We start from the raw sequence: 13,059 nt of genomic DNA, 5'->3' as shown, positions 1-13,059 counted from the left end.
CAAAGCCTACATGACCATTGTTGCTGACCAGGACTTTATCCATGGTCGAGACGCGAACATTACGCCGGTGACAAATGTTTATAAGGAAGTGGATCCGGATACTGCGCCGACGCTACCAGCAGATAAACAGCGTATGAAAGATATTCGTTTGCAGTGGTAAGTGGCATATGAAATGAGAAGGGGGCTTAATATAAGTCCCCTTCTGCGTTTTGGTATTTCCTTTTTAGTGTTTGCCCTTTAACGCGTGACAAACTCTGGGCCAGCGCCCATGCTCCAAATAATGACGGTGCCGATTAATGTTGTCACCAGATAAACCAGAGAAACTGTTAATATCGCACCGACAAAGAAGAAGGCTTGATCCTGGGATATCTTCAGTACATGAGGTAAACCGTCATACATCAGGTAAGCTGCATAACCCGCTGCTGCGAGGAAAATAGCAGCATTCACCCAAGGCTCTGGATACAGTGGTGCTAAACCAGCTAGGAACAGAGGCGTGCAGGAGTAAGCGACGAGTGCTATTCCGTTCGCGGCAAACTCATCATGGCCACTGCCATAGTTGCGAGACATCCAGTCAATCATAAAGCCAATAAAGTAAATGCCCGCGACCATGGCGACATAAGTCAAAATACTGAGCGTCATTGCACTCGATTGAGAAAGGTAAACTAACTGGCCTTCACCCACTTGCCAACCATATTGAGTGGTTGAAATGTAGGCGCATACTGGGGCAATCAAGGCGAGAAGGCAGATATAGGCGGCCATCTTAAGCGGGCTTGAATGTTCTTTTCTTATTGATTCCCACTCTTCATCGGGGTGTGTGAACATTCCAGGGACATGACTTAATAACATACGGTAAACCTCTATTGATCATTATTGTTTTTTAGGAGTTACTGCGCTGTCTATTTCTTAGACAGTTTTATTATAGGCCAGTCAGGGTTCAGAAGCTTAGATCTCTTTGCACTTAAAAAACGACGTGTACTTCCCCTTTGTTCTTATGAACTCCGCTTTTGAGTGAGCGTAGGAAGGCTTACACTTTGCGAAACAGATAATCATCCATATAACTTTCACCTCGTTGAATGGAGGCGAAATGCTCGAGTTCCAGGTGCTCGTTTATATTTCTGAGTTCACCTGGCTCTAGGCAGAAGCGACGGGAAAAGCCGTTTTTCTCATGATGGGTGAGGTTAAAGGTGCTCAAAAGTAACTTTCCACCGGGGCGTAACAGTGCGATGAACAGGGGCCAATAATGAGGCGCTGGTTTAAAGTGCGTCATCACGATGTTATCAAACGTCTCTAGCTCGTTTAGTTGTTCTGGGTGATCGAGGTCTAAGGTATAAGTGCTTACTTCTAGGTTTTTCTCTTGTGCGAAGGTGTTCAGTCGATCCAGGGCGACTTCTGATATGTCGGCAGCCGATACAGTAAAGCCTTTCGCGGCTAGGAATAAGGCTGCTGCACCGTCGCCACTGGCAATATCAAGCACACTGCCGGGTAGGAGCTGGTCTAAAGCCTCCTCGATAAAAGCGGGTGCTTTCGCTTGAACCATCGGGCGCTCGCTAAAGCGCTTATTCCAGCGAGCTTGGTCTTCTTTCATGGTCTTCTCTTTCTAGTGAGTAGGCTTGCTAACAAGAATAAAAGGGCCGCTGGTTTAATTCTTGCGCTCAAGTAGCCAGACATATTCAGTGATAGGAAAGGCTGCTGAAAACTTGTCTGAAACCTTCGTGCTATCAAGGGGCCGTAAGTTGTAATGCTGTGCGTAGTGTTGTCGCAATTCTTCTTCGCTAACTGAAAAAGGCGGACCACTCATTAGGCTCTGATCATACTGATAGCAAACCACTAGCTGAGGCGTTCGAGCAACCAGAGTGTTGAGGTGTGAGGCATATTGCTTGCGCATCTCTACAGGCAAAGCAACTAAACTGCCACGGTCAAACACAGCGTCAACCTGGCCAAGCGTTTCTTTATCGACACTGAAGAAATCACCGACTAGTATGTCNACATTCTCAGCATGATAGCGTTTAATTTGCCCCTGGGTGCTCACTTCTGGCCGAACGCCCATTTCATCGAAAAGTTGTTGTATGGCCAACTCGCTTAACTCGATGCCAACAACCTGAAATCCCTTAGAGGCTAGCCAAGGAATATCGAGAGTTTTCCCACATAAAGGTAAAAGTATTCGTTTACCGGGGGCGAGCTTGAGCAAGTCGAGGTGTTTTACCAAGTTAGGGTTTGCTTCACTTTCATGAAAGCCGATGGTGTTGTTTTTCCAACAATTGAACCAAAAATCGGATTGCATAGAGATACCTGGGATGAGCTTAGGAAGGTTAAGTATTTTAACGCTGTCTAGCGCTTAGGCAAGTGTAACTAAGTGTCGACATAAAAGGATCTTACTTATTTAGAAGATTCTAAATGCTAATTGGTAGATAATAACACTTTAAAGCTTGCTCCCAGGGCAGGCTGATTCATTGTTAGATTCATGTTGAAACCTAAAAGAGAATATCTATGCCTAATTGCCCGAAGTGCGATTCTGAATACCCTTATGAAGACGGCCCTAGTTTTGTTTGTCCTGAGTGCGCCCATGAATGGCCCATTAATGCTGAAGAAGATGAAGATCGTTTGATTGTAAAAGATTCAAATGGCGCAGTGTTAGCTGATGGCGATAGTGTTACCGTTATTAAAGACCTTAAGATCAAAGGCTCTTCTTCAGTCGTAAAAGTTGGCACCAAGATCAAAAATATTCGCCTGATCGAAAGCTCTGATGACCACAATATTGATTGTAAGATCCCTGGAATCGGTGCGCTTAAAGTGACACCGAAATACGTTAAAAAAGCTTAGCGTTGATAGGCTCTCTCTATAGGAGAGCTTCGATATTCTCGCGTTATATCTTTAGAAGGGTGGGTCTGATGAATTTATCTGAATTTACGCCTGCTCAGTCACAAGAAGTGATTGTGCTGTTCCGTGATGTCTTTTCTATGGCCGAGGGACTGGACGAGGGTTTGTTAATTGGCGATTTAGTTGCCGATTTGATTGCCAGCACTAGAGAAGAAGACTTGCTTGGTTTTGTTGCCTCAAAAGATGAAAAACTTGTCGGCGCGATTTTCTTGAGTCGCTTTTTTCTCCCAAATGACAAGCTTGCTTTTATTCTTTCTCCAGTTGCCGTTGCTACGACCTGTCAAGGGCAGGGGGTAGGTCAATCCTTAATTAACTATGGTATTGAGTCTCTACAATCTCTTGGTGTAGAACTGGTTTTTACTTATGGTGACCCGAATTATTATTCTAAAGTAGGCTTTGAGCCGATTAGTGAGAACGTGGTCAAGGCTCCGTTTGAATTGAGTCAGCCAGAAGGGTGGCTGGCACAGTCACTGACAGCTTGTTCGATCGAAGCAATAGATGGCCGTTCCAGAAGTGTTAAGGCTTTGGCCAAAGCTGAGTATTGGTAAACGCGAGTATGTGCTGTGCTAAGAGTGTGTACAGTTCAAAAAAGGCAGCTTTCGAGCTGCCTTTTTTAATTGAATGGTAATAGGAAAACTATCGTGACTTCCTGTACCACTTAAGCCACTTACGAATGTCTCGGAAGTTGACTTTTCCATCTTTATTTAAGTCATATTGAGCGCAGCTTTGATCTCTACACCCCCAATGATCAATCAAGATTAAAAAGTCGGCAAAGCCCAAAACACCATCCTCATCAAAATCACCCTTTAACGGTGATTTCAAAGCTAGCTCAACAATCACAGGGTCATGATCTGAAGCTCTGTACGGGCTAGCGCTATACAGATCCGCTACTTGAGTATTACTCTTATATTCAGTGTTGTAATCAAGAACACGAGGCTCATCGGTATTGATATGCCACTCAGTGACTCCGCTTACCTGTGAGCTTAAGCTGTCACTCGCTAAAGCATGGTCAAGTGAACCTGCCTGCCCATAAAACACGTAAGAATAGGCTTTATCACCTACAAAGTGTTCAAACAAATCAACATAACCAGCCTCTTTGATGACAGAAACGGGGTCTTCTTTAGCATATGCATTTAAATCACCAATGATCAGAAAATCACTATCGCGACTATTGCTTGGATCAGAATTCAAGTAATCGACTAATGCTGTCGCGGCACTTGTACGTGTTAAGTTACAGTTGCCTTGGCCATCATTCATGTCAGGATCACCCAATTCGTCACAATCACTTCCTTTTGATTTTAAATGATTGACTGCAACGGTAAGCTTCTCCTTTGAACCTTTTTCTTTAAAGGTTTGGATTAAGACTGGTCGATTCTTATCATCATTAAACCTCGAATCTACCGAGCTATCCAGAATGACCGTTTGTTTTATCGGTTTTACTTGGGTACTTCTATAAATAAGACCAACAGCAATTGCATCCGTACCAATTTGATCGACACCTGGATCAATATAAGCATAATCGCCACCTGCCGCATTAATTGCCGCGACTAAGCTAGCAATCGCACTCTGTTCAGTAAAACCGTCATTTTCTATTTCCATCAAACCGACGATATCAGCATTCATCGCTAGAATAGCATTCACTATCTTATCTTCTTGTCGCTGAAGCTCATCGGCATTGTCAGCGCCACGATCCGTAGAAGAGCCTAAGGGGTCGGTGACAAATAAGAATCAGTTGTCACCGACCCCTTATTTCCTTATTTCCACATAAAGGAGTTTAAGCAATGTCTACCAACCGCCAATTTACTAAACATCAATTCGGCCCAAAAGGCTGGACACCTGAGCGAATCGAGTCTCTTAAAGGTAAGACTTACCTCATCACCGGTGCTAATAGTNGTACCGGTAGAAGTAGATGATGCGCTTGATCTTGCTGAACGAATTCAAGTGTAGTTATTGTTTAGCCGTGTTGGTTAATTCCTTGCCAGCCTGAATAAAGTCATGTAAATTTATTTGTAAGACATATTCTTACGAAGAGGTTTGTTATGGCAGATACCGTTACATTTAGACCTACTGATGATCAAGGCGGTTTTATTGAAGGTCTGATTAGTTCAGGTGATTACTCTAACCAAAGTGAAGTCATTCGCGCTGGCTTGAGACTTCTGCAAGAGCATTACGCTGAATCAAAGCTAGCAGAATTACGCCAGCTTATTAAAGATGGTGAAAATAGCCCCATTATCGAAAATTGGAATGCTGATGATTTTATTCAACGGATGAAGAAAAAGCATAATGCATAAAAACCAAAGCTTTTTTGTACACCAAAAAGCAGATGAAGACTTAGAAGCTATTTTTGATTATAGCCTAGAGAAATTTGGTTTTGCTCGAGCTGCACGTTATATCAAAGATATAGAAATAATGTTTAAGCAATTAGCTTGCAATCCTCAGAAGGGAAATACGTTTGATATCCAACTACCAAGCTGTTTGCATGTAAGAGTTGAGTCACATTTCATTTATTATGCAGAGTGCCAGGGTGGCATTGAAATCTTCAGGGTTCTTCATCAACGCATGGAACCAAGTAAACATCTAATTGATATCCTAGATCAAGATTAAGCTCTTTGCCGCCAATGAATTTGATGTAACTTTTTGAGACATCTAATCGGAATTTTCTTCACTAGTGCCAATGAGTCCGCATTTAAGACCCTGACAACTCAAATAGGGTGCGCCGTGCGCACCGATAAACCCCGCGACTCAAACAAACAGTAATGGGGGGGCGGCCAAAGCAATTTCCCTAACCTGTAGGCAGAGCCTTCCACGGCTCGCAAGCGGGCTAGCACGGGGCAGATTCATGCGAGGGGTTGAACCCTCTGCCTACTAAGACGAGGTATCAAACTCCGCTGGTGCGCACGGCACACCCTATTGATATCGAAGAGTCCGAACTTGGCATATTCGCACTTTATTCGTAGGTCGGGCTTCAGCCCGACGCGGTGCTTACAATACCTATTAACTACCTCATTGGCACCGATCTGTCGGGTTGAAACCCGACCTACAAGGTACGTACTAGGGGCCGAATTTGGCACTTTAACGACTAAGTAATGCGCAGGAGTCGTGCGCTTTAGTCGAACGCAGTGTTCTAATAGCTCAGCTCAAGCGCTGACTTTTACAATTAATATTTATCATTATTTATATCGAGCCAAAAACATATCAACGGTTTCGCGCACTAGTGCTTGTTTTTCAGGTTCAGATAAAACAGGCGCAATTTGAACAACTTGAGGCCAAAAGCAACTTCCCTTTATTAGGTTGTGAAGCTGTGTGAAAGCTAGCTCTGTGTCATGTAAATTTATGCGCTTATCTTTAGACGCGCTTTCTAACCATAGCGTCAGCGCGGTGTCTTCATCATCGAACTTTTCAAGTTCTTTTTGTAGGGCCTCCGGCTGGAACAGGAAGTGCCCTAGCGCCACGCGTGCTAAATCGATATATTCTTTGTCGCCCACCAGATTCACTTCTTGCTTTAGTAATGCTGTTAGCTGCTCACCCAAGGGGCTGACGGCATCATAATGAACATCAATTTTCACCATCGCCTGATCCCATAGATCTTTCAGCAAATACATTACCAAGGCTTCTTTAGAGTCGAAGTGATTGTAGACCGTTCGCTTTGATACCTGGGCAATTTCCGCTAGCTTATCCATGCTTGTCGCATCTACGCCATATTCCTTAAAGGCTTTTCTCGCGGCATCAATGATCGCCTCTCTCTTTAATTCACTGCGGCTTTTGCTTTTTTCGCTTAAGGTCTGACAGATTACGTTCACATTGAGTCTCAACAGCTTAAATACCAATAAAGTACATTTTTACACTGCATAGTTTACTTTTCAATTTAAATAAGTAAACTGCACTGATTAGTTTACTTATTGTATGGCGACGTCATGGTGGGCTCAGTGATGGATCGCTATGGAAGCGGGCAGCTTGCTGTAAGTCAGAAGGAGAGAATCATGTTACGTTTAATAGCGCGCGTTGCTTTGGTGCTTACAGCACTGATGATTGTTAAAGGTTGTGCGAGTATGCCGGACAGCAAAATGCCTTTGCATCAGAGTGCTGAGTATTACAATTATATTCAGCGAGACTTTGAAAGCTATATAGAGGTGTCTAGAGCATGGTTATCGCATAACCGAAGTTTTATTTCACAGAACAAGCAAAAAGAGATCAACATGAACGCACCGTTTATGTTGATGCCTAATGAGCCGACACAGAAAGCTGTATTGCTGGTTCACGGCTTGGGAGACTCGCCTTATTCTTTTTCTGATATTGCTAAATCGCTCCACGGCGAAGGGTATGCTGTTCACGTTTTACTTTTGCCTGGGCACGGAAGTAAGCCTTCGGACTTAATGCTCTCTCACTATGAAGATTGGCAAGACATTGTTGACCACTATGCTCTACAGCTGAAAAAACAGTACAACAAGGTTTTACTAGGCGGTTTTTCTACCGGTGCAAACCTCGTGACTATCAATGCCATTGAGCAGGGTGGTGTTGATGGTTTGCTTCTGTTTTCTCCGGGCTTTGAGACATTTTCACCTTTTGTAGAGCGTTTGGCTCCCATCTTTGCGACATTTATGGACTGGGGCTGGAAGGCAGAAGAAGATAACCTAGCCCGATATCGCTCCTCGCCAATTAATGCTTCGATCGCTTACTCTGAGAGTGCACAATATGTCAGAGACTTATTTGAATCAAAGCAAACAAATGTCCCAACCCTGATTGTGATGAGCGAGGCAGACAGTGTCATTAACCCTCATGCCATCAAAGGATACTTTGACTCAAACTTCACCCATGCATCAAATCGCTTCATTTGGTATGGAGAGTCTATTATTGAAGACGATAAGATTATCACTAAGTCTATGAAACTGCCGGAACTGAGAATCAGTTCTGGCTCACATATGAGCCCACTATTCGCTCCAGACAACCCTTACTACGGCAAAAAAGGAGAAAAACGAATGTGCGGAAACAGCTTTAATCCCTCAAATACGCGCCGATGCGAAGAGGGTGAAAGTGTATGGTTTTCAGCATGGGGTTATAGCGAAGAAGACAAACTATTTGCCCGTTTAACATGGAACCCTTACTACTCGAAAATGGAGCAAGCTCTAAGACTTTTTCTTCGGAATTAAACATGCTGCTCTATGCGAATGTTGCGTGACCAGACAGTGGTTCCCTCACAACTAAGACCAGCTAACTTTGCCGAGCAGCATATCCTTAAACATCACAAAGTCACCCATTAAACTCCATAGCGGGTATGTAAAAGTAGCCGGACGGTTCTTTTCAAAAAAGAAATGTCCGACCCAGGCGAAACCATAACCGACTAGTGGCAGAGCGATTAGCAGTGACCAATTTTGCGTACTAATAAGTGTAACGAGCAGTAAAATAACGAGTGCAGTACCGAGGAAGTGCAAGCGCCTGCATGTCGCGTTGCTGTGTTCAGATAGGTAGTAAGGGTAGAATTCTTTGAAGCTTTGGTAGGTTTTCATTTTGGATAACTCTCTTATTGTTTTTTATATAGTAATCTTATCGGTGCTGCAGTGCCAATTGTTGCTAAGGTGAATTTTCTCTTAAGTTTAATTGATAGATAACATGATTTTTTAGCTTCGGTTAAGCAGTGGTGCTTTATGTCTTGGATACAAATCACTCGAAAAAGGCCAGATATTTGTATAAAATAGCGCCCGGTAAAATCCGGTAACTCGTTATCATCGAGCTCAACCGGCAAATCAGGTGTTGTAGTCTCATCATAAAAACATCTTGGCATTACTTTGGGTGACCCTCAAACAAGCCAAATCTGACTCTTCTCCTCGTATCAAGTTTAAACCACGCTTACAAGCAAGAGTATTATATGAATGTAGTAATTGTCGGCGCAGGGATAATGGGAATTACCTTTGCCACCCTAGCGAAAGAACTGAACCCGAAGCTTAAAATAACCATCATAGAGCGCCTTTCTGGGCCAGCCAAAAGCAACTCCAGCGTATTCAATAACGCGGGAACAGGCCATGAAGCAAATTGTGAATTGAACTATACGCCGGTCGATGAGGATATTATCGAAGTCGAAAAGGCACTCGCAATACACGGTCAATTCAATATCGCCAAGCAGTTTTGGGCTTATTTGGTTAAGAAGGGGATTATCGAAGACCCTACAAGCTTTATCGTTCCGACAAAACACTGCACCCTGGTTCATGAAGACAGTATCAATGAGCTGAAATTGCGTTTTGAAGAAATGTCTCAGCACCACTATTTTGAGCATATGCAGTATTCGGAAGATCATGATGAAATTAAATCATGGATCCCCTATACCATGGAAAATCGACCGACTTCTGAAAAGATGGCTGCGACCATGATTGCGACGGGAACAGATGTTAATTTTGAGTCGATCACCGAGCAAATGGCTGCTTATTTGGCAAAGCAGGAAGGGGTTGAATTTCACTACGGAACGCATGTTACGCGTGTTCATAAAAACCCGGTTAAGCAATGGCTAGTTGAAACCCAAAAAGGCGATCAGAAAATGCGCTTTAAAGGCGACACGCTATTTGTTGCCGCAGGTGGAGGCGCATTCCCGCTTCTTAAACTAAGCCACTTACCAGATAGAACTCGATTTGCAGGCTTCCCTGTTGGTGGTCGCTTCTTGATGGCGCCTATTAGTGAAGAAGACGCTAAACACTACTCTGCAAAAACTTACGGTAAAGCGAAAGTCGGCGCACCACCCATGTCGGTTCCGCATCTGGATTTGCGTGCTGCTAACGGAAAGCATTACTTGCTGTTTGGTCCTTTTGCGACCTTTATGCCGGTGCTGGAAAAAGGCCGAGGTTTCCTTGAGTACTTAAAGTCTATGCGCTTTCATGATATCCCTAACTTTTTGAATGTTGCGCGAGAGCACTTTCCATTAATGAAGTACCTTATTTCCGAGACCTTTGTTTGTAAGGAAAAGATGCTGAAGGAACTAGAAGACTTTGCGCCAGGTTTAAGTAGTAAATTCAACTGGCAGGTTAGTCCGGCAGGTCAGCGAGTGCAAATCATTAAAGATGGTGACTTGCAGATGGGCACCGAGATTATTGTCTCTGATGATAAAACCTACGGGACGCTACTAGGTGCCTCGCCGGGGGCGTCGGTATCACCTGAAGTGATGTTGCGACTGGTTGAACAACTCATGCCATTCCTGATTGAAGATGAGGAAGGCAATAGCAAATTACGAGAAATCTTCCCCGTTCACAGCCTCAGAAAGCTGGAAAAGGACGCTAAGCTCTATCGTGCTATCCGTGATGATGTCAATGAAACCCTAGGCATCGGATAAGCCCTCCAAGCCCAAACACCTAGGGATTTTGCCGATGATCAATCCGCTTCCTTAGGTCTTATGGGCTATTTCACAAGGTTTTACCTCAGTGTTACCTGTTGTTACCACTTTGGGATAATTTGTCATTCCTTTACTTGTTACAATCCTCGGGAATTTATTTAAGGCCCCTTTGTTTGTAACGACTAGGAATATTTGATGACGAATGATATATGGATGAACCTTGGTATACAGAACTCTTTCTCGCAAGATTATGGGCTGTTGTACGATAATTTGGCACTAACGGCCAGTGCACTTGCGGCTTTTTTAATGCTATTGCTCTTACATAGAGTATCGTCGCTGTACCGTGCAAGTCAGCTAAGCAGGCATGAAACTGAAGAGGGTAACGCTGTAGGGTTCTCATCCCAATTAATTGATTTTGCTCAGTTTCATATTAATAGTGTTCATCAAGGGGCTGGAGAGAAACGAGTATTTGAGGATCAAGAAAACCGAAGTGAAGTTGGTTTGTTTTTTATTGGGGCAGTAGAGTTTGTCGTTAAGATGAATGGCTTGTCGTCAAAGCAGCGGCATATGCTTATTGTGGAGCTGCTTCGAGAGAGTCTGGGCTTTTCTGCAAAGGAGGTGAGTAAAGTTTACTCGCAAGCTTTGGTGACTTGCTCAAACTCGCCTTCTAAGAATACAGTAAAGCTCGGAGCAAAAGCATTTAAAGAATGGTCTACAAACGACTTCTCAGGAAGCGTCCATCTATCTACAGTCTTATCATAACCCTAGACGCTAGGTCGTTCTCAGAAGCTTGCAGTCTTTTGAGAACGAGCCTTGATAGCCAAGAATAATTAGTTTACTTCATCAAGCATAATGCGAATGGCACCACCTCAATAAAGTTTTCGCCAGTTAAAAACTTTGTTTTATCTTTGTAGTTAAGTGCATAAAAGTCATCTTTATCGCTCCAAATACTGCTTTGGCGATTGATAGTGTAAAAAGCATTCTCACTATCAAATGCTTCTAGGTACCAGGTCTCAGCCCACTCCTTGTCTTCAAGAACCCAAACTTTGTAGTCACAATTCTTGTTAAATGGTTTTTTGTCACTGCTGATGTCTACCCACTGTGAGCGACCGTGTTTATCTGCAAGCACTGAACCCGAGCCGAATACTAGAACGCAAACAAGTAAAAAAGAAGATACAAAATTTTGGTACATAGGAAATTCTCCGCTGTTTTCATAATGAAGATTTGTAGAAAGTGAAGGTATTAGATAATCTTAGTTCAACAAGTACGAATGTTGAAGTAGATGAAGAGATTTAGTCACTTGATGATAGAGGCGATGCATAAATGTCAAAGAGACTAGTGTTGATATAAATATTCACTCAGGTTTAAAACAGTGGGTTGGGAAAATAAGGTTTTCCTTCCTATACTAATTAGTTCCGGCTTGCTCCATTAGTATGCTTTGAGTTTATCAAGCTTCGCTATTGCCGTTGTTCAAGTAATTTATAAAGCCTCAAATTAAGCAGGTAAGGTGTAGAATATGAATGGAAAATCCTTATCTTTCTTAGGTTTAACTGTTATAGCCATGCTGTCCTTTAATGCGCAAGCAAAAGTTTCTTCGGAGGCCGCAGCTGAATTAGGCGTATCTTTGACTCCTTTTGGCTCAGTTAAAGAAAGTAATCAATACAAAACAATTCCTGCTTGGGATGGTGGTATTACCGAGGTGCCAGATGGGTTTAAGGGCAACGGTTTTCCTCATGTCGACCCCTTCGCCGACGATGAAATTAAGTTCTCGATCGACCAGAGCAATTACAAAGACTACAAGAAAAAGCTGACTCCAGGTCAGTATAAAATGTTTGAGACTTACCCAGAGACTTTTAAAATAAACGTTTATCCTACTCATCGCTCACACTCCTTGCCAGAGTGGGTCAGCAAGAATACGCGTAAGAATGCCCTTACCTCAGAGCTTCTCGATAATGGCCAGGGCTTCGAAAATGCTTTTGGTGGCGTGCCATTTCCAATTTTGCATGGCAGCAGTGATGACAAGGCTTTACAGGTTATGTGGAACCATTTGACGCGCTGGAGAGGTGTTTTTCTCACCAAAAGTGCAACGGAAGTGGCGGTTCAGCGAAATGGTGCATTCACACCGATTACGAAGCAATACGAAATATTATTCAATTTCCATAAACCTAATGGGAGTTTTAAGAAGCTAAACAATATTCTTTTCTACTTTCTTGCGTTTAATAAAGCGCCCGCGCGTTTAGCGGGTGGCGCTTTGTTAGTGCACGAAACTCTTGATCAGATAAAAGAGGAGCGTCAGGTGTGGGATTATAGTTCTGGTCAGCGCAGAGTTAGGCGGGCACCGAACTTAGCTTACGATTCACCGATTGCATCATCAGATAACACACGAACTGCTGACGATACGGATATGTATAACGGTGCTCCCGATCGTTATAACTGGGAGTATGTTGGTTTGAAAGAATATTTTATCCCATATAATAATTATAAGGTTGACGCTGAAGGGGTGGAGTATGCAGACCTGGTTTTAGCGGGGCACCTCAACCCTGAGTATATTCGCTGGGAGTTGCATCGAGTACACGTGGTGAAAGCGAAACTAAAGAAGGGGGTTCGTCATGTCTATAAAGAACGAGTGTACTATGTTGATGAAGATAGCTGGGGTATCTCATTGGTTGATCAGTATGATAAGTATGATGAGCTATGGCGTGTGAGTATGGCGCTAATGAAAAACTATTATGAGCTTCCCGGTACAGCGGCGAGCGTGAATGTTTATCATGATTTACGATCGCAAAGATATAGTGCCAACGGTCTGTCTTCAGAAGAGAAGCGTGCGGTAGTTTTTGATGACGAAGCACCGAGTTCACGTCATTTCAAGC

The 13,059-nt window shown here is 43.3% G+C and carries 14 protein-coding genes and 1 pseudogene; 8 read left to right on the top strand and 7 right to left on the bottom strand.

Annotated features, from left to right (window positions below; genetic code table 11):
- Window positions 1–237 precede the first annotated feature (237 nt).
- The 3 genes from A3735_RS14000 to tmpT form a co-directional block, all read right to left on the bottom strand.
- A complete protein-coding gene (locus A3735_RS14000) occupies window positions 238–846 on the bottom strand; it encodes a Yip1 family protein (RefSeq protein ID WP_068554227.1) in 609 nt (202 codons plus the stop codon).
- A gap of 178 nt (window positions 847–1,024) precedes the next feature.
- Entirely contained in the window at window positions 1,025–1,585 is a 561-nt protein-coding gene (locus A3735_RS13995) for a bifunctional 2-polyprenyl-6-hydroxyphenol methylase/3-demethylubiquinol 3-O-methyltransferase UbiG (RefSeq protein WP_068506961.1), read from the bottom strand.
- 54 nt (window positions 1,586–1,639) lie between these two features.
- The gene (tmpT, locus tag A3735_RS13990) at window positions 1,640–2,281 is read right to left on the bottom strand and encodes a thiopurine S-methyltransferase (RefSeq protein WP_068506959.1); all 642 of its coding nucleotides are present in this window, start codon (window positions 2,279–2,281) and stop codon (window positions 1,640–1,642) included.
- A 206-nt stretch (window positions 2,282–2,487) separates the two neighbouring features.
- Between tmpT and A3735_RS13985 the strand changes: the two genes are divergently transcribed.
- Entirely contained in the window at window positions 2,488–2,820 is a 333-nt protein-coding gene (locus tag A3735_RS13985; RefSeq protein ID WP_068506955.1) for a zinc ribbon domain-containing protein YjdM, read from the top strand.
- Between the two features lie 68 nt (window positions 2,821–2,888).
- Window positions 2,889–3,425 (top strand): GNAT family N-acetyltransferase, encoded by a 537-nt coding sequence (locus tag A3735_RS13980; RefSeq protein WP_068506953.1) that lies wholly within the window; start codon window positions 2,889–2,891, stop codon window positions 3,423–3,425.
- A gap of 88 nt (window positions 3,426–3,513) precedes the next feature.
- Here A3735_RS13980 and A3735_RS13975 read toward each other — a convergent pair.
- A pseudogene (locus tag A3735_RS13975) lies at window positions 3,514–4,563 on the bottom strand (ExeM/NucH family extracellular endonuclease); the annotation flags it as partial.
- A gap of 353 nt (window positions 4,564–4,916) precedes the next feature.
- On the opposite strand from A3735_RS13975, the gene A3735_RS13970 reads away from it, so the two are divergent.
- Together A3735_RS13970 and A3735_RS13965 are read left to right on the top strand one after the other, a co-directional pair.
- Window positions 4,917–5,168: a type II toxin-antitoxin system ParD family antitoxin gene (locus A3735_RS13970; protein WP_068506949.1), complete on the top strand. Its 252-nt coding sequence runs from the start codon at window positions 4,917–4,919 to the stop codon at window positions 5,166–5,168.
- Window positions 5,161–5,481, top strand: a complete 321-nt coding sequence (locus A3735_RS13965; protein ID WP_068506946.1) for a type II toxin-antitoxin system RelE/ParE family toxin — start codon at window positions 5,161–5,163, stop codon at window positions 5,479–5,481. Before A3735_RS13970 ends, A3735_RS13965 begins: the two co-directional genes overlap by 8 nt.
- A gap of 566 nt (window positions 5,482–6,047) precedes the next feature.
- On the opposite strand, the gene A3735_RS13960 is transcribed toward A3735_RS13965, so the two are convergent.
- Window positions 6,048–6,677: a TetR/AcrR family transcriptional regulator gene (locus tag A3735_RS13960; protein WP_231875540.1), complete on the bottom strand. Its 630-nt coding sequence runs from the start codon at window positions 6,675–6,677 to the stop codon at window positions 6,048–6,050.
- 180 nt (window positions 6,678–6,857) lie between these two features.
- Between A3735_RS13960 and A3735_RS13955 the strand changes: the two genes are divergently transcribed.
- The gene (locus A3735_RS13955; RefSeq protein WP_068506966.1) at window positions 6,858–8,024 is read left to right on the top strand and encodes a carboxylesterase; all 1,167 of its coding nucleotides are present in this window, start codon (window positions 6,858–6,860) and stop codon (window positions 8,022–8,024) included.
- 51 nt (window positions 8,025–8,075) lie between these two features.
- Here A3735_RS13955 and A3735_RS13950 read toward each other — a convergent pair whose 3' ends face one another.
- The gene (locus tag A3735_RS13950; RefSeq protein ID WP_068506944.1) at window positions 8,076–8,381 is read right to left on the bottom strand and encodes a DUF962 domain-containing protein; all 306 of its coding nucleotides are present in this window, start codon (window positions 8,379–8,381) and stop codon (window positions 8,076–8,078) included.
- Window positions 8,382–8,740: 359 nt separating this feature from the next.
- Between A3735_RS13950 and A3735_RS13945 the strand changes: the two genes are divergently transcribed.
- Complete coding sequence (locus tag A3735_RS13945; RefSeq protein ID WP_068506940.1) at window positions 8,741–10,189, top strand: malate:quinone oxidoreductase; 1,449 nt, start codon at window positions 8,741–8,743, stop codon at window positions 10,187–10,189.
- Window positions 10,190–10,384: 195 nt separating this feature from the next.
- Window positions 10,385–10,951 (top strand): hypothetical protein, encoded by a 567-nt coding sequence (locus A3735_RS13940; protein ID WP_068506939.1) that lies wholly within the window; start codon window positions 10,385–10,387, stop codon window positions 10,949–10,951.
- A gap of 73 nt (window positions 10,952–11,024) precedes the next feature.
- Here the strand turns inward: A3735_RS13940 and A3735_RS13935 are convergent, their stop codons facing one another.
- Complete coding sequence (locus A3735_RS13935) at window positions 11,025–11,381, bottom strand: hypothetical protein (protein WP_068506937.1); 357 nt, start codon at window positions 11,379–11,381, stop codon at window positions 11,025–11,027.
- 324 nt (window positions 11,382–11,705) lie between these two features.
- On the opposite strand from A3735_RS13935, the gene A3735_RS13930 reads away from it, so the two are divergent.
- Window positions 11,706–13,059: DUF1329 domain-containing protein (locus tag A3735_RS13930; RefSeq protein WP_068638173.1), on the top strand; the 1,354-nt coding region annotated here is incomplete at its 3' end.

This window comes from Oleiphilus sp. HI0061, assembly GCF_001635675.1.
Note: the sequence above shows the minus strand (reverse complement) of the source record. Positions and strands in the feature narration are given on the sequence as shown.